Annotated in this window: 9 protein-coding genes and 2 pseudogenes; 2 read left to right on the top strand and 9 right to left on the bottom strand. The window is 73.7% G+C overall.

The window, feature by feature from the left end; translation table 11 throughout:
- Positions 1 to 460: 460 nt before the first annotated feature.
- Both ACZ38L_RS02090 and ACZ38L_RS02085 read right to left on the bottom strand, forming a co-directional pair.
- A complete protein-coding gene (locus ACZ38L_RS02090) occupies positions 461 to 718 on the bottom strand; it encodes an FAD-binding protein (protein WP_465688332.1) in 258 nt (85 codons plus the stop codon).
- Between the two features lie 173 nt (positions 719 to 891).
- A pseudogene (locus tag ACZ38L_RS02085) lies at positions 892 to 1,047 on the bottom strand (nucleoside deaminase); the annotation flags it as partial.
- Between the two features lie 111 nt (positions 1,048 to 1,158).
- On the opposite strand from ACZ38L_RS02085, the gene ACZ38L_RS02080 reads away from it, so the two are divergent.
- The gene (locus ACZ38L_RS02080; RefSeq protein WP_465688330.1) at positions 1,159 to 2,145 is read left to right on the top strand and encodes an antibiotic biosynthesis monooxygenase; all 987 of its coding nucleotides are present in this window, start codon (positions 1,159 to 1,161) and stop codon (positions 2,143 to 2,145) included.
- 27 nt (positions 2,146 to 2,172) lie between these two features.
- Here ACZ38L_RS02080 and ACZ38L_RS02075 read toward each other — a convergent pair whose 3' ends face one another.
- A complete protein-coding gene (locus ACZ38L_RS02075) occupies positions 2,173 to 3,396 on the bottom strand; it encodes a glycosyltransferase 87 family protein (RefSeq protein WP_465688328.1) in 1,224 nt (407 codons plus the stop codon).
- Between the two features lie 194 nt (positions 3,397 to 3,590).
- Here ACZ38L_RS02075 and ACZ38L_RS02070 point away from each other — a divergent pair, with 194 nt between their 5' ends.
- Positions 3,591 to 4,208 (top strand): GNAT family N-acetyltransferase, encoded by a 618-nt coding sequence (locus tag ACZ38L_RS02070; protein WP_465688326.1) that lies wholly within the window; start codon positions 3,591 to 3,593, stop codon positions 4,206 to 4,208.
- A gap of 42 nt (positions 4,209 to 4,250) precedes the next feature.
- Here the strand turns inward: ACZ38L_RS02070 and ACZ38L_RS02065 are convergent, their stop codons facing one another.
- From ACZ38L_RS02065 to ACZ38L_RS02040, 6 genes and pseudogenes are all read right to left on the bottom strand, one after another.
- The gene (locus tag ACZ38L_RS02065; protein WP_465688324.1) at positions 4,251 to 4,985 is read right to left on the bottom strand and encodes a polyprenol monophosphomannose synthase; all 735 of its coding nucleotides are present in this window, start codon (positions 4,983 to 4,985) and stop codon (positions 4,251 to 4,253) included.
- Positions 4,986 to 5,166: 181 nt separating this feature from the next.
- Positions 5,167 to 5,714 (bottom strand): annotated as a pseudogene (locus ACZ38L_RS02060) (response regulator); the annotation flags it as partial.
- Positions 5,715 to 5,759: 45 nt separating this feature from the next.
- Complete coding sequence (locus tag ACZ38L_RS02055; protein WP_465688322.1) at positions 5,760 to 6,209, bottom strand: helix-turn-helix domain-containing protein; 450 nt, start codon at positions 6,207 to 6,209, stop codon at positions 5,760 to 5,762.
- Positions 6,206 to 14,422, bottom strand: coding sequence for a type I polyketide synthase (locus ACZ38L_RS02050; RefSeq protein ID WP_465688320.1), 8,217 nt, complete (start codon positions 14,420 to 14,422; stop codon positions 6,206 to 6,208). The genes ACZ38L_RS02055 and ACZ38L_RS02050 overlap by 4 nt, the downstream gene beginning before the upstream one ends.
- A gap of 172 nt (positions 14,423 to 14,594) precedes the next feature.
- Positions 14,595 to 14,858 (bottom strand): hypothetical protein, encoded by a 264-nt coding sequence (locus ACZ38L_RS02045; RefSeq protein ID WP_465688318.1) that lies wholly within the window; start codon positions 14,856 to 14,858, stop codon positions 14,595 to 14,597.
- A gap of 161 nt (positions 14,859 to 15,019) precedes the next feature.
- Positions 15,020 to 15,937, bottom strand: a complete 918-nt coding sequence (locus ACZ38L_RS02040) for a glutaminase (RefSeq protein ID WP_465688316.1) — start codon at positions 15,935 to 15,937, stop codon at positions 15,020 to 15,022.
- Positions 15,938 to 15,968 lie beyond the last annotated feature (31 nt).

The following is a 15,968-nucleotide window of genomic DNA, read 5'->3' as shown; positions in this document are numbered from 1 at the left end:
ATCCGGTGCCGTCGGAGGCGGGGTGGGGGCGGCGCCGAGCCGGTCGCCGACCCGGGGGCGGGTCAGGCCCGAGACCCGGGCGATGCCGCCGGCTCTCGCGGGCCCGTCGGCGCCTCCGGACGCGCCTACGACGTGCACCGCCGTGGGGCGCTCGGCCCGTTCGCTCGTGGTGCCGTCCGGCTCCAGGCGGTGTACGGCGACGGGCCGGCGCTCGTGCAGCTCGCCGTCGAACAGCCGCACGTAGGCGCACGCCCGTCCGTCGGCGGTGCGGTCGACGGCGAAGACCGAGCCGCGCAGGTCGCCGTCGGCCGCCCGGGGGCGGTGGGAAGGAAGCGTTCGATCCCGTCGGGGAGATCGCTCACGCCCTCCCCGGAGATCGCCGAGCCGAAGTACACCGGGCCCAGCAGGTCGTGCCGCCCAGAACAGACCGGGATGCTCGTCCTCGGTGCACCTGACCACGTCAACCCCCGGCCGTCACGGCCGTGATCTCCCGCACGCTCGCGCAGCCCGGTCCCCACAGGCGGGAGTTCCAGCCGAGGCCGCCGCTGAGGAGGTACCCGCCGAGGGCTACGGTGGCGCAGTGCCCCGCCGGAAAGGCGAGGTCGTGCCGGGCGAGCTCCGCCGCGAACGCACTGCCGATGGCACCGGGCTGCACGGTCGCCGTCGCCGAGTCGGTGTCGATCTCCCACTGACGGAGTCCGGAGAGGTCGAGGAGCATCCCCCGTCCCGCAGCGGTGAGCCGCACCAGCTGTGTCCGCCCGACCGAACGGCGACCCGCAGACCGCGGGATCGGGCCAGCCCGAGGGCTTTTGGAACGTCCTGCTCGCAGGCGGCGCGGACGATCACGTCGGGGTACCGTTCCGGCCTGAGCCCGTTCCAGAGCTCGGCGTGCGCGGTGGGGTCACCGGTGAGGAGCACGCGGTTCTGTCCGCTGGCGACGATCTCTCCGTCGCGGCTGATCACAGCACCCAACGGGCCGCCCCAGCCCATCTCCACGGACTCCATGGCCAGCCGTACCGCTTCGGTCAGGAAATCCTCGTGTGCCATGCCGGAAACCTCCGCCCAGCAGTCGGCGAGGGACTCTGTCCTAAGGGCTATTTTGTAGGGCTACTTTGTCCCAATTTTCTGTTAAGTGCCTTTTGATCTATGCTACTTCGCATGAGCGAGCGTGCAAGCCGGCGCCCGGGTCGCGACCCCGGCGGTGGAGATGGCGGCGCGACAGTCGTGACGTCCCAGAGGATCCGGTCCGGCCGCGAGGGCGACTACCAGCGCTGGCAGGAGAGGACGAACCGGACCGTGCGGGGTTTCGACGGGTTCGAGAGCACGGAGTCGTATCCACCGGGCCCTGGCGAGGAGAACGAATGGGTGGTGGTCTTCCGCTTCTCGCACATCGACCAGTTGACCGCCTGGCTGAAGTCGAGTGCACGTCGGAGACTCCTCGACGAGGGGGCCGAGCTGTTCGAGGAAACCCCGAGACAGGAGGTGCTCAGCGGCGGGAAGGCAACTCGGGACGCGGTCACGGCGGTCATCTCCCATGATGTCAGATCCGGGCGCGAGAAAGATTTCGTGCGCTGGCAGAAAAAGATCACGGGGGCCCAGGAGGCTTTTCCCGGTTTCATGGGGTCCGAGCTATTCAGTCCCGTGAGGGGGATTCAGGAGCACTGGGTCGTGGTGTCCCGTTTCGACACGCGCGAACACTTGGAGGAATGGCTCGGGTCAGAGGTCCGCGAGAATCTCCTGGAGGAGGGGCGTCAGTATTTCTCCGCCTACGAGGTGCGGAAGGTCGGATCGGCGTTCAGTGGTTGGTTCCATTTCGGCGAGAAGGCGTCGGAAGGCGCTCCGCCCAATTGGAAACAGGCCATGACGGTGCTGCTCGCCCTCTATCCCACGGTCATGGTCCTGAACCTGACGGTGGGCCGGGTACTCGACTCCCAGGGGGTCGCCGGGTACCTGGCGCTGTTCATCAGCAACATGTTGAGCGTCAGCATTCTGACGTGGCTCCTGATGCCCCTGGTGAACAGAGTCCTCGGCTCCTGGCTCGAGCCGAAGCGGAACGGGTCCCTTCGCGGCCAGCTGGGGGGTGTCGCGGTCGTGGTGATCGGTTACCTGCTGCTCATCGCCGTCTTCGGTCTCACCACCGGTTGACCTTCCCCGCCGCCGCCCCCCCCTGAGCTACCGCTCGGCGGCACGGCGGTCGGCCAGGCAGCGCGCCACGCAGGCGGCGAGGAAGGCCAGCGCGGCGGCCGTGTAGAGCCCACTGGTCACGGCGGTGGGGAGCACGGTGAGGCCGGGTGCCCACCAGACCGCGAAGGACGAGAACGTCAGCCACATCGTCGCGGCCGCGCCCCACCACGGCCACGAGCCGCGCCGCCGGGCCTCCGCGGCGACCAGCAGGGTCAGCGGCACGCACCAGACCCAGTGGTGCGACCAGGAGACCGGGCTGACCAGCAGCGTGGTGGTGGCGCAGCAGAGCAGCGGCCAGGCGCGGTCCGGCCGGTCCCGGTGGCCCGTGGCTAGCAGGGCGGCGGTGCCGAGCCCGAGCAGCGCGAGCACCAGGGCGGTGGCGAGCCAGGGCAGTCCGGGGTCGGTGGTGCCGAGCAGCCGGGCGACCAGGCCGCGGACGGACTGGTTCGCGTCGTGCGCGGCGTCACCCGGGCGAGAGGGCTGGAAGACCGTCGTGGTCCAGAAGCGGAGCGAGTCGCGCGGCATGAGCAGGCCCGGGACGGCGACGGTGGCCACGAAGGCGGCCGTGGCCCCGGCGGCCGAGCGGAGCCAGGGGTCCGGGGCGCGCCGCTCCTCGGGCGTACCGCGCCGCCGCCGGGCGAGGGCACCGGCCGCGGTCAGGAACAGGACGAACAGCAGCGGGGTGAGCTTGACGCCGGCGGCCAGCCCGGTGCCGACACCGGCCCAGCGCCGGCCGGTGCACAGCGTGAGGTCCCCGAGCACCGCCACCGCCAGCAGCAGGTTGACCTGCCCGTTGCCCACCGTGCTCCAGACCGGCTCGCACCACACCGCGAAGGCCGCCACGAACAGCGTCACCGCGGTGCGCGGCGGCCGGTCCGGACGGTCGACCAGTCGGAGCGAGAGGTGGACGAACACGATGACCAGCAGCAGGTTGGCCACGGTGGCGGCGAGCCGCGCCATCGGCATGCTGAGCAGGGTCAGCGGGGTGAACAGCAGGCCGGCGAAGGGTGGGTAGGTCATGGGCAGGTCCAGACCGGTGACGCGCATCGCGTAGAGGTCCCGCCCGGCCCGGACGGTCGAGCCCGCCGCGCGGTAGACCGCGAGGTCGATGAAGGACACCGCGGCCGCCCGCTGGGCGAGGCCGAAGACGGTGAACGACACCAGGCAGAGCGCGGCGCAAGCCGCCGCACGCCTGGTGGGCTGGATGAACACGGGGCAGGCCTCACCACGGGGTCGGGCAGCTGACGGACCATTGGATGACCAACTGGATACCGCAGACCCGGTGGCCGACCCGACACCCGGCTCCGGACGCGGCGTGTCGGACCGCCTCCCTTTCGGGCGGCCGACGCCGCCCGAAAGGGAGGCCCGGTTGCCAGGCGGGCGGGTCGTTGCCCACAATCGGCCGCATGGCCGAGCACGCGCACCCGGACTTCGCGACCAAGCCCGTCCTCAGCGGAGAGCGGGTCCTGCTACGCCCGTTCGAACCGGCCGGCGACCTCGACGCGCTGCGCGAGATGCTGCGCGATCCGGAGGTGGCCCGCATGGCCGACGGCGCGCCCGAGGAGGCCCCGTCGCCGCCCTGGGACGAGGCCGCCGAGCTCCGGTTCCGACAGTGGTACGACACCCGCAACGGGCAGACCGACCGGTTGGACCTGGCCGTGGTCGACCGGGCGACCGGCTGTTGTGTGGGCGAGGTGGTGCTCAACGCGTGGCAGCCCGACCATCGCAGCTGCAACATCCGGATCGCGCTCGGTCCGGCCGGCCGCAACCGCGGCCTCGGCACCGAGGCGATGCGCCTGATGGCGGGCCACGCCTTCGAGCAACTCGGGCTGCACCGGCTCTCGTTGGACGTCTTCGCGTTCAACCCCCGAGCCCGCCGTGCCTACGAGAACGTCGGGTTCGTGGTCGAGGGGGTGCACCGCGACGCCCTGCGCGACGGTGACCGCTGGGTGGACGAGATCCTGATGTCCGTCCTGGCTCCCGAGTGGGAGCGGCACCGCGGCCACCCGCGGCTGGTCCGCTGACGGTCCAACAGCGCGGGCGGCCAAGGTGGTTGCGCTACCGAGTCAGTTCATCCGGCCGAAGAGAAGCTTCCACGGCGCGAGCGCGGACTCGACCTGCACGGCCATGCTCATCTTCGACGCGCCCTTGACCCGCTCCTCGAAGCGGATCGGCACCTCCATGATCCGCATGCCGCGCTTGACCGTGCGGTAGTTCATCTCGACCTGGAAGGAGTAGCCGTTGCTGTGGATCGACTGCAGGTCGATCGCGCGCAGGGTCTCCGCCCGCCACGCCTTGAACCCGGCGGTGGCATCCTTCACCCGCAGCCGCAGCAGCGTGTTGACGTAGAAGTTCGCCCAGGCCGACAGGGCCTTGCGGTGCCACGGCCACTCCGCGGCGGTCGAGCCGCCCGCGACGTAGCGGGAACCGAGCACCACGGCGGCGTCCTTGGTGCGCAGTGTGTCGAGCATGGCCGGGAGCGCCGAGGCCGGGTGCGAGAGGTCGGCGTCCATCTGGATCACCACGTCCGCGCCGTCGGCCAGCGCCCGGCTCATCCCGGCGATGTATGCGCGCCCCAGGCCGTCCTTCTCGGTGCGGTGCAACACGCTGACGGAGTCGGGCGATTCGGCCGCGAGCTTGTCCGCGAGCTCGCCCGTGCCGTCGGGTGAGCTGTCGTCCACCACCAACAGGTGCAGGTTCGGCAGTCGCAGGTCCTTGAGCAGCCCGGCCAGCACGGGCAGGTTCTCCCGCTCGTTGTACGTGGGAACGACGACAACGACCTTGGGGGAAGCCTCTGACATGAATCAAATCCCTCGCGTGATCTCCGGCCCGTGGCACGCGGCCGATGCCCGTGCGTGCGCTACCGGACAGTTGTTCTGGTGCGGTTGGGTGAGTGTAGCTCACTACCAGTAACTCAAGATTCAACGCCGATGGCCTGATTGCCAGATGAACGGGGGGATGAGAAGTCCATGAGGACTGCCGCTACGAGGTGTCCGGGCGGCGCGGGCGGTAGCAGAGCTCGGGGCGGCCCACCTGGCCGTACCGCGGCTCCCGGACGGCCTGCCCGGTGTCGACCAGGTGCTCGAGGTAGCGGCGCGCGGTGGTCCGTGAGACACCCGGCGCCGCGCCCGCCGCGGCGGCGGAGAGGCTGCCGTCCGCCGCCCGCAGCACCGCCGCGACGGTGTCCGGGGTCGGCGCGCCCAGGCCCTTGGGCAGGGTGCTGCGCTCGGCGGTCCGCAGCACCGCGAAGGCCTGGTCGACCTCGTCCTGCCCGGTCGCCTCGCCCGCGCGGCCGACCGTCGCGCGGTAGCGCGCGTAAGGTCCAGCCGTTCGTGCGGCACCGCCGGGCCGAACGGCTTCAGCAGGTGCTGCACCACACCGGCCGACACCGCCTGCCGGACCGTCGCCGGCTCGCGCGCCGAGGTGACCGCGATGATGTCGGTGCCGTGGCCGGCGCTCCGCAGCGTCCGGCAGAGCTGGAGCCCGTGCCTGTCCGGCAGGTGCGGGTCGAGCAGGGTGAGGTCGACGGGCGCGCTGGATGCTGAGCTGGTCCTGATCCGGCCGACAGGGCTGGCTCAGCGCGAGGCATTGCGGGCGTAGTCGGTGGGCGTCTGTCCGCAATGTCGCTTGAAGGCGCGGGTGAAGTGGCTGCTGTCGGCGAACTGCCAGTGCGCGGCGAGTTCGGAGCTGCTCGACCGCCCGTACGTGGTGGTGAGGGCGAGCCGGGCCTCTTCCAGCCGTCGGCGGCGGATGTAGGCGGTCACTGACTCCTGCGTTCTCGTGAAGGCCCGGTGCAGGGTGCGCACGGAGACGTTGAGCTGATGTGCCAGCATCGCCGGGGACAGCCCCGGATCGGTGAGCAGGCTGTCGACGACGTCCTCGGCGGCCTGGGTGAGCGCGGGAGCGAGGCGGGGTTCCACGTCGTCGAAACGGCGTACGGCCACGGCCATGACCAGTTCGGTCAGCGTGCTGTGGGCGGCCCGCAGACCGGCGGGGCCGAGGCCGCTCCTGGTTGCGTGGATCATGTTGGCGTGGGCGACCAACGGCCGTACCTGGCGTCCGCGTGGCCGAGGGAGTCGATCCAGGCGCGGATCGCGGCCGCCGTGGTGGCGGCGTGCTCCCGCACCAGGGAGAGGTGGTCGCCGGGCACGTCGACGCGCTGGTGCGGCAGCGGCCAGGACGTACGCCAGGCGCTGCCGTCCGCGCGCGCCGCCATCAAGGGGGTCGGCCGCGCGGCCCCGACGAACAGGGTCGGGGTGTCCACGGGCTCCGGCCGCCAGTCCATGAAGAGCCCGGTGTAGGCGCCCATGGCCGCGACGGCGGCGTCCTCGTCGCCGGTCGACCCGTCCAAGCCCACCCGCGCTTCCGGCGGGGCGGCCAGGGCGGTCAGCCAGTCCGTGGAGTGGTTGCCCTGGTGGACGAGATACGTGTCGATCAGCACCTGTCCCAGGGGAGCGGATCCCATGAGTTCGAGCCGGCGGGTCACGGCGTGCGCGACGGAGCCCCCGGCGGAGGCGCCGACCAGGACGACGGGCCGGTTGCCGACGTGCCGCAGCACTGTCTCGGCGTGGAGACGGGCGAGCGTCTCCCGGTCGGCCGGGACGGCGCACCCCGCGCCGATGCCCGGGTGCGGGAACTCCAGGATGTCCAACTCGCCGTCGAAGCAGGCGTGCAGAGCCGCGAACCCGCCGCCCGGGAGCGCGGGGAGCGGACGGTGGTCGGGGAAGAAGGCCACGACGGGGGCGCCGGCGCGGCCTTGGGCCCGGCGCAGCGGCGGCACGGCGTGCTGCGCGGCGTCGTCGGAGCCGAACGTCGCGGCGGCCGAGGACGCCGCGACCACCAGGTGCATGGCGGCCACCGCGTGGCCCTTCTCGCAGAGCGTGCGATACAGCGACGCGAGCGTCTGCGCGCGACGGCCGGTGGGCGGTGCGGCCCGGGGATCGGGCCGCTCCGGTGCTGTACCGGCGGGCAGATCGTCCAGCAGGTCGAGCACGTGGCGGGCGAGGTCCTCGAACACCGGGTGCTCGAACACCACGGCCGCAGGCAGTCGCAGGCGCAGGGCCATGCTCAGCCGGTTGCGGATCTGCACCGCCGTCAGGGAGTCGAAGCCGAGCTCGGTCAGGGTCCTGCCGGTGGGCAGGGCCTGCGCGCCGGAGTAGCCGAGCACCGCGGCCACATCGCCGCGCAGCAGGTCCGTGAGCGCGGCCCTGCGCTCCTCGGCGGGCAGTCCGGCCAGCAGTGCGCGCCACGCTCCGGGCGCCGAGGCCTCCCGAGTGCTCTGGGGCGCGTCCGTCGCACCGCTCCGCGCCTCGGCGGCGGGCCGGCCGGAGCGCACCAAGTCGCGTAGCGGCGGCGGTAGTTGTCCTGCGGTGCTGCGCAGAGCGGCCCGGTCCAGCAGGACCGGTGCGAGTACGGGAGCTCCCGTCCGAAGCGCCGCGTCGAACAGGGCAAGTCCTTGCGCGGGAGTGAACGCCCGGACCACCTCGGCGGACCTCGCGTGCCCCGCGGCCTCGGTCAACTGCGCACCCATGCCCGCATCGTGGCCCCACCGGCCCCACACCAGCGAGACGGCGGGCAGGCCGGCCGCGGCCCGGTGCTGCGCGAGCGCGTCCAGGAACGAGTTCGCCGCGGCGTAGTTGCCCTGGCCCGCCCGGCCCAGCACGCCCGAAATCGAGGAGAACAGGACGAAGGCCGACAGGTCCCGGTCGCGGGTCAACTCGTGCAGGTGCCAGGCCGCGTCCGCCTTCGGCCGCAGGACCGCCGCCAGCCGCTCGGGGGACAACGCGGCCAGCGCTCCGTCGTCGAGGACCCCGGCGGCGTGCACGACGGCGGTCAGCGGGGGATCGCACTGCTCGATCAGCTCGGCGAGCCGGGCCCGGTCGGCCGCGTCGCACGCGACGATCCTGACCTGCGCGCCCCGCTCCGCCAGCGTCGCGCGCAGGGCGTCGGCACCCGGTGCGTGCGGGCCGCGCCGCCCGATCAGCAGCAGGTGGCGGACCCCGTGCGCGTCGACCAGGTGCCCGGCCAGGTCCGCACCCAGCGCTCCGGTCCCGCCGGTGATCAGCACCGTGCCGCCCGGGTCGAAGGCGCCGGAGCGGCGGGCCGGGGTGGTCCCGGTCGGCGATGGCTCGGGCTGGGGGAGTGCCAGCGGAACGTCGACCAGCCGCGGCACCGTCGCCCGCCCGGCGCGCAGGGAGAGTTGGGGCTCGCCGCAGGCGGCCGCCGCGGGCAGCAGGCGCAGGGAGGCGGGGTCCGCGTCCACGTCGATCAGGACCACGCGCCCCGGCAGCTCCGACTGCGCGGTGCGCACCAGCCCCCAGACCGCGGCACCCGCCAGGTCCGGCGCGGGAGCGGTGGCGTCCCGCGTCACCACCACGAGCCGCGAGCCCGCGGTAGCCGGATCGTCCTGCCAGTCCTGTAGGACCTTGAGTACCCGTGTGGTCAGCAGGTGGACGTCGGCCAGCGGGCCGCGATCCGTTCCCGAACCGACGGCGGTGACCGTCAGGTGGCCGGGCAGGGCCGTGCCGTCCGCGCTGTCCGCACGCGAGGACGGGCTGGCGAGGGGGAGGAGGGTGGCGAGGTTCAGCTCGTCCGGCCCGAGGAGCGTCCAGCCCTCCAACTGCTGCGCACGGCTGGGCAGCGCGATGGGGAGCCAGTCGGGGCGCAGCAGGGCGTGCTGGGCGATGTCCTGCCCGGGATGGCGGGGCCCGGCCGGAAGCTCCCTGGTGGACAGGGAGCTGACGCGGGCCACCAGGCGGCCCGCCGGGTCGGCGAGCGTGATCGAGAGCGCGCCGTGCTCGGAGCCGGGGCCGGCCCCGCCGACCGGCGCGATCCGTACCCGCACCGTCGACGCCGCGGCGGTGTGCAGGCACACGCCGCGCCACTGGAACGGCACCCGGGCGCCGACCGCGCCCGCGTCCGAGCCTCCACCCGGGCCGTGCGCGGCGAGCAGCGAGGCGTGCGCGGCGGCGTCCAGGAGCGCGGGGTGGATGCCGTACCGGTCCGCCTCGGCCGTCCACGGCTCGGGCAGCCGGACCTCCGCGAACACCTCCGAGTCCCGCCGCCACAGCGCGCGCACGCCGCGGAACACCGGCCCGTAGTCCAGACCGCGCTCCGCCGCGGCTTCGTAGGCGCCGGTGGGATCGATCGCCGTGGCGCCGGGCGGCGGCCACTGCGTCAGGCCGTGCTCGTCCGGTGCCGGTCCGGGCCCGGGCGTGCGGGCGAGCACGCCGGTGGCGTGCCGCGTCCAGGCGGCCGCGGTGGGCTCCACCGGTCGCGCGTGGATCTCGACGGGCCGTCGGCCGGAGTCGTCCGCCGCCCCCAGCACGGCCTGGACCCGTACCCCCGCGGCGGGCAGCGCGAGCGGTCGCAGGATCACGAGTTCCTCCAGCGTGCCGCAGCCGGCCGCGTCGCCCGCGCGCACGGCCATCTCGACGAACGCCGTCCCCGGCACGAGCGGCGCCCCGCCGACGACGTGGTCGGCGAGCCACGACTGGGCGCTCGCCGAGAGCAGACCGGAGAGCACCGTGCGCCCGGTGCCAGGCACCTCGAACGGCGGGCCCAGCAGCGGATGCTCCCCGGCGGCCGGTCCGGTCCCGGCCGGGCGCGGCGCGTCCAGCCAGTACCTCCGGCGCTGGAAGGCGTAGGTCGGCAGCTCCACGCGCCGCAGCCCGCATTCGGCGAACACCGCGGGCCAGTCGACGCCGGCGCCGCGCACGTGGAGCCGGGCCACGGCCGACAGCAGCGTCTCCGGCTCGCGCTCGCCGGCACGGGCCGCGGAGGCGAACACCGGGCCGCCGCCGTCCTGGAACATTGGGCCGCTGTCCTGCGAGGCCGAGCAGTCTTCCGCGTACGCGGTGAGCACGGGCTGCGGGCCCAGTTCCAGGAAGCCCCCGACTCCGTTGGCGCCCAGCCACTCCACGGCCTCGGCGAACCGTACGGGCAGCCGCGCGTGCCGCACCCAGTGGTCCGCGGAGCCGAGTTCCTCGGGCGCGGCCCGACGCCCCGTCACGGTGGAGACCACCGGAATCCGCGGCGGCCGGAACTCCAGCGTCTCGGCCACGCGGCGGAATTCGTCGAGCACCGGGTCCACGAGCGGCGAGTGGAAGCCGTGGCCGACCTTGAGCCGCGTGCTGCGGCGGCCACGGGCCTCGAACCGCGCCGCTACGGCGAGGACCGCGTCCCGCGCGCCGGAGATCACCACCGCGCGCGGTCCGTTGACCGCGGCGATCGCCACCCGGTCGGCCACGTCGGCGAGTTCGGGCAGGACCTCGTGCTCCGCCGCGTCGAGGGCCACCATCGCCCCGCCTTCGGGCAGCGCCCGCATCAGCCGCCCGCGCGCCGCGACCAGGCGTGCGGCGTCGGCGAGGTCCAGCATGCCGGCGACGTGCGCGGCCGCCAACTCTCCCACGGAGTGCCCCGCCAGGAAGTCGGCCCGCACGCCCCAGGACTCCACCAGCCGGAACAGCGCCACCTCGTAGGCGAACAGGGCGGCCTGGGTGAAGTCCGTGCGGTCGAGCAGGGCGTCCGGTGAGCCCGGCTCGGCGCGGATCACCGTGCCCAGCGGCCGGTCGAGTTCGCCGTCCAGCGCGTGGCAGACCTCCTCGAAGGCCGCGGCGAACGCGGGGAACGCCGTCCGGAGTTCCTCGCCCATCCGCGCGCGCTGTGCGCCCTGCCCGGTGAACAGGAAGGCGAGGCGGGTGCGCGGGTCGGCCAGGCACGTCACCGCCCCGGCGCCGGAGGTGCCGTCGGCGATCGCCCGAAGTCCGGCCAGCATGCGCTCGCGGTCCGCGGCCGGCACCATCGCCCGGTGCGTGAGCGCCGCCCTCGACACCGCCAGTGAGAAGCCCACATCCGCCGACGACAGGCCCGGCCGGGCTGCGACGTGGTCCGCCAGCCGCCGGGCCTGGGCGCGCAGGGCCGACTCGTCGGCCCCGCAGACCAGCCACGGCACCGCCGCCGGCCCCTGCGGCGGAGGGGGTGCCTGCCGCGGGGCGCGGTCGGCGGCGGCCGGTTCCTCGATGATCACGTGCGCGTTGGTGCCGCTGATCCCGAAGGCCGACACGCCGGCGCGGCGCGGCCGGCCGGCGGGCGCGGGCCACGGCCGGGCGGCGGTCAGCAGCCCGACCCGGCCCGAGGACCAGTCGACGTGCGGCGTGGGGGCTGCCACGTGCAGGGTCCTGGGCAACTCACCGTGCCGCATGGCCTGGACCATCTTGATGATCCCGGCGACCCCCGCGGCGGCCTGGGTGTGTCCGAGGTTGGACTTGACGCTGCCCAGCCACAGCGGGGGATCCTCCGGTCCCCGGCCCCGGCCGTAGCCGGCGAGCAGCGCCCGCGCCTCGACGGGATCACCGAGCGCGGTGCCCGTCCCGTGCGCCTCCACGGCGTCCACCTCGTGCGTGCGCAGCCCGGCGTCGGCCAGCGCCAGCTTGATCAGGCGCCGCTGGGCATGGCCGTTGGGCGCGGTCAGGCCGTTGGACGCGCCGTCGGAGTTGACGGCGCTGCCGCGCACCACGGCCAGCACCGGGTGTCCGTTCCGGCGCGCGTCGGACAGCTTCTCCAGCAGCAGCACCCCGGCGCCCTCGGCCCAGGCGGTGCCGTCCGCCGTGGACGAGAACGACTTGCAGCGGCCGTCGGGCGCAAGGGCGCGCTGGCGGCTGAACGCGACCAGCGGCTTGGGGGTCGCCATCACCGTGACGCCGCCGGCCAGCGCCAGCGAGCACTCGCCCGAGCGCAGCGCCTGGGCCGCCTGGTGCACCGCGACCAGCGAGGACGAGCACGCCGTGTCGACGGTGATCGCGGGCCCGCGCAGGCCGAACACGTAGGAGAGCCGGCCGGAGGCCACGCTGCCGGCCGACCCCAGAGCGAGGTGGGCCTCCAGTTCGTGCTCGGTGAAGCGGGAGGCGTAGTCGGCGTACATCACTCCGAGGAAGACGCCCGTGTCGCTGTCACGGACCGATGCCGGGTCGATGCCGGCCCGTTCCCACGCCTCCCAGGAGACCTCCAGCAGCAGCCGCTGCTGCGGGTCCATGGCGAGCGCCTCGCGCGGCGAGATACCGAACAGGCCCGCGTCGAACTCCGCGGCGCTGTGCAGGAATCCGCCGCTGCGCGTGTAGCAGGAGCCGATCCGGTCCGGGTCGGGGTCGTGGAGGGCGGCGAGGTCCCAGCCCCGGTCGGTCGGCAGGTCCGAGATCGCGTCCGCGCCCTGCGACACCAACTCCCAGAGCCCTTCGGGGGAGTCCACGTTCCCGGGGTAGCGGCAGGCCATGGCGACGATCACCACCGGGTCCCGGCCGTGCGGCTCCTCCGACCCGACGGTCCGCGGTGCGGTCGTGGTCGCGGCGGCGACTGCGTCTGCGGGTGCGGCGGCGAACAGTCCGGTGCGCAGGTAGCGGGCGACGGCGGCCGGGGTGGGGTGGTCGAAGACCAGTGTCGTCGGCAGGCTCAGCCCGGTCGCCGCCGCGAGCCGGTCGATCAGCTCGATGGCGCCGAGCGAGGTGAGCCCGAGGTCCGCGAACGAGTTGTCCGCGAACGAGCCGTCCGCGTCGGGCTCAGCCTGCGGCGCACGTCCGCTGAGACGGGCCGTCTCCACGCACACCGTCTCGCACAGCGCGCGTTCCCGCTCCTCACGGGGCAGTGGCAGCAGCCCGCGGTACAGGGGCCCGCCGGCCGGTGTCGGTGCCGCAACCGGGTTGCTGGGCACCGCATGGCGGATGATCTTGCCGGACGGCGTGCGCGGGACGGCCGCGATCTCGCGGACCTCGACGGGGACCTTGTGGTCCGCCAGTAGCGAGCGGCAGGCGTCCAGCACCAGCCGCGGGTCGACGCCGTCCGGGCCGGGCACCACGAAGGCGACCGGGACCTCACCGAGGACGGCGTGCGGCTGGCCGAGGACCACGGCGTCCCGCACGCCGGGACAGCCCCGCAGGACGTGCTCGACCTCCGTGGGATGGATGTTCTCGCCGCCCCGGATGATCAGTTCGCTGACCCGGCCGGTGAGGACGAGGTGACCGTGCTCGGTGCGGCGTCCGAGGTCCCCGGTCCGGTACCAGCCCTCGCGCAGCGCGGCGGCCGTCGCCTCCGGCTGGTTGTGGTAGCCCGTCATGAGACCCGGACCGCTGACCCAGATCTCGCCCTCGCCGCCCGTGAGGACGTCGACACCGCTGTCCGGGTCGACCACGCGGACCTCGACGCCGGGCACCGGCGGCCCGCAGGACCCGTCGGTCCGGGGGCCGGTCGGGCGGGTCACCGCGATCGCGCCGCAGGTCTCGGTACTGCCGTAGGCGTCGAGCAGCGGCGCGCCGAGCGTCTCCTCCACAGCCCCGCGCAGCGCGGGCGGACACGGCGCGCCCGCTGTGACGCAGAGCCTCAGTCCGGGCCGCGACCGGAGAAGCGGGGCGCCCTCGGCCGCGGACATCAACCGGTGGTACGTCGTGGGGACACCGGCCAGGACGGTGAACGGCCCGCCGAGGGCGTCGCTCGGGGTGCGCAGTGCGCGCCACAGGTCGCCCGGCGTCAGGAGCTCGCCGGCGATCGCGGTGCTCACGCCGATGGCCGTAGCGCCCAGGATCGCGAGGGAGTGTCCGAAGCTGTGGAACAGCGGCAGCGGCCACAGCAGCCGGTCCTCGGGAGAGAGTCCGAAGATCGGCGCGTAGCAGGCCGCCACCGACCACAGCGCGCCGCGCTGCGTGGAGAGCACGCCCTTGGGGTGGTGGGTGGTCCCGGAGGTGTAGAGCAGCCAGGCCCGATCGTCGAGCCCCAGGTCGTCGGGCGCCGCGGGCCCGTCGGTCGCGGCCGCGGTCTCGAAGAGGACGGTGCCGCCTGGGGCGTCCGAGGGGATCGGGCCCGTCCCGGTGAGCACGGTGTGCAGGCCGCGGTGTGCGGGGCCGAGGCGGTAGAGCCGCGCGAGATGCGCAGGGTCGGTGATGATGGCCGAAGCACCGCTGTCCCCCAGGAAGTAGTCGAGTTCGGCGTCGGAGGAGCGGGGATTGAGCAGAACGCCGACCGCCCCTGCCCGCAGCACGGCGAGGCAGCCCTCGACCATCTCCACGCAGTTGCCCAGACAGAGCGCGACCCGATCACCGCGCCGAACCCCCGCCCGCGCGAGCGACCCGCCCAGCCGCCCGGTCCGCCGCTCCAACTCGCCGTAGCTGACGCCGCGTGAGAAGTCGTGGAACGCCACCCGATCCGCCGACCGCTCGGCGTGCCTCTTCAGTAACTCCGGCAGTGGCCGCATCAGATCGTCATACCGCACTTCTCCACTCACGCCCGAGCTCCGACCTCTCGCCATCGGCGATCCGCTCCCCGTCGATCTCCTCCGTACCCAGTAGCACGGAGGCACAGACCGAGTCGTGCGGACTCGCCACCGCGACATCGCCGCGCTGCCGGGTGATCACCCAACGGGCTTGTCAGATCGATGTGGTGAGTGCCTCCGCGAGCGATCCGCGGGCCCCGACGCGGGTGGGGACGGTGGTCAGCAGCCCGATCACGAGGGGCGTCGCGAGCACGACGAGCGCGAGCCAGGGCGCCGAGGGCATGGTCGTGGTCGCGCCGTGGGGCGTGAAGGCGTAGTGGATGCCGACCCCGCCGGGAATGCCGAGTGCTGCGCGACGTGGGATGTCTCGAACGGGAGCTGCTCGGCGACCGCCCCTGGCCCAGCCGAGCCGCAGCACGGACCGCGATCGTCTTGTGGATCGAAGCCTGGTGCAACATGCGCAGGCTGCACAGCAGCCTCGGCTACCGCAGGCCCGCCGACTACGAGACCGTCCTGGCGGTCTGACCACCACACCAACGGCGTCCGTCGAAACGGAGCAGGCTCACTGGAGCCGGTCAGTTAGAACACGGACCAGCCGGTGAGGGTGGTGAAGGTGTCGAGGGCGGTGATGCCGGCCACGGAGTTGCCGTGGCGGTCCAGGGCCGGGCCCCAGGCGCAGAGACCGCAGCGGCCGGGGACGACGGCGATGATGCCTCCGCCCACGCCGCTCTTGGCGGGCAGGCCCACGCGGTGGGCGAATTCGCCGGCCGCGTCGTAGGTGCCCCCGACCAGCATGACGGCGTTGATGCGCTTGGCCTCGCTGCGGGTGAGCAGGCGGCTGGCGTCGGCCCGGACTCCGTGCCGGGCCAGCAGGCAGGTGGCCAGGGCGAGATCCTGGCAGGTCATGGCGATGGAGCACTGCCTGACGTAGTGGTGCAGGACGGTGCGCACCGGGTTGGCGAGCTTGCCGTGGTCCGCCAGCAGGTGGGCGAGGGCGGCGTTGCGGTGCCCGTGGCGCCGTTCGGAGGCGGCGACGCGGGGGTCGAAGTCGAGGGCGGGGTTGCCGCTCTCCGCTCGGAGGAAGTCCCGCAGGGCTCCGCTGGCGTCGCCGGTCAGGGTCTGCAGGCGGTCGGTGACGACCAGGGCACCCGCGTTGACGAAGGGGTTGCGCGGGATGCCACGCTCGCGCTCCAGCTGGGCGAGGGAGTTGAACGGAGAACCGGAGGGCTCCTTGCCGACGCGCTGCCACAGGGCGTCGCCGTCCGCGGCCAGGACCAGCGCGAGAGTGAAGACCTTGGAGAGGGACTGGATGGAGAACGGCACCTGCCAGTCCCCAATGCCGCGGACCGGCTCGGAGGTGCCGGCGTGGGCGATCGCGAATCCGAAGGCGATCGGGTCGATTCGGGCCAGTGCCGGGATGTAGGAGGCGACCGTGCCGGCGGCAGATGCCTGGCGGGCGGCTTGGGACACCTTGTCGAGCACGTCCTGGTCGTCCATGAGTCCCCCACGATCCGACGCCATTGTCAGG

This window comes from Kitasatospora sp. NPDC024654, assembly GCF_055559155.1.
This window is presented reverse-complemented; position numbering and strand designations above follow the sequence as displayed.

Coding starts and splice junctions, on each gene's coding strand:
- ACZ38L_RS02090 (WP_465688332.1), bottom strand. CDS start 718: ATGCTCCTCGACCTCTCCGGACTCCGTCAGTGGGAGATCGACACCGAC.
- ACZ38L_RS02080 (WP_465688330.1), top strand. CDS start 1,159: ATGAGCGAGCGTGCAAGCCGGCGCCCGGGTCGCGACCCCGGCGGTGGA.
- ACZ38L_RS02070 (WP_465688326.1), top strand. CDS start 3,591: ATGGCCGAGCACGCGCACCCGGACTTCGCGACCAAGCCCGTCCTCAGC.
- ACZ38L_RS02065 (WP_465688324.1), bottom strand. CDS start 4,985: ATGTCAGAGGCTTCCCCCAAGGTCGTTGTCGTCGTTCCCACGTACAAC.
- ACZ38L_RS02055 (WP_465688322.1), bottom strand. CDS start 6,209: ATGATCCACGCAACCAGGAGCGGCCTCGGCCCCGCCGGTCTGCGGGCC.
- ACZ38L_RS02050 (WP_465688320.1), bottom strand. CDS start 14,422: ATGCGGCCACTGCCGGAGTTACTGAAGAGGCACGCCGAGCGGTCGGCG.
- ACZ38L_RS02040 (WP_465688316.1), bottom strand. CDS start 15,937: ATGGACGACCAGGACGTGCTCGACAAGGTGTCCCAAGCCGCCCGCCAG.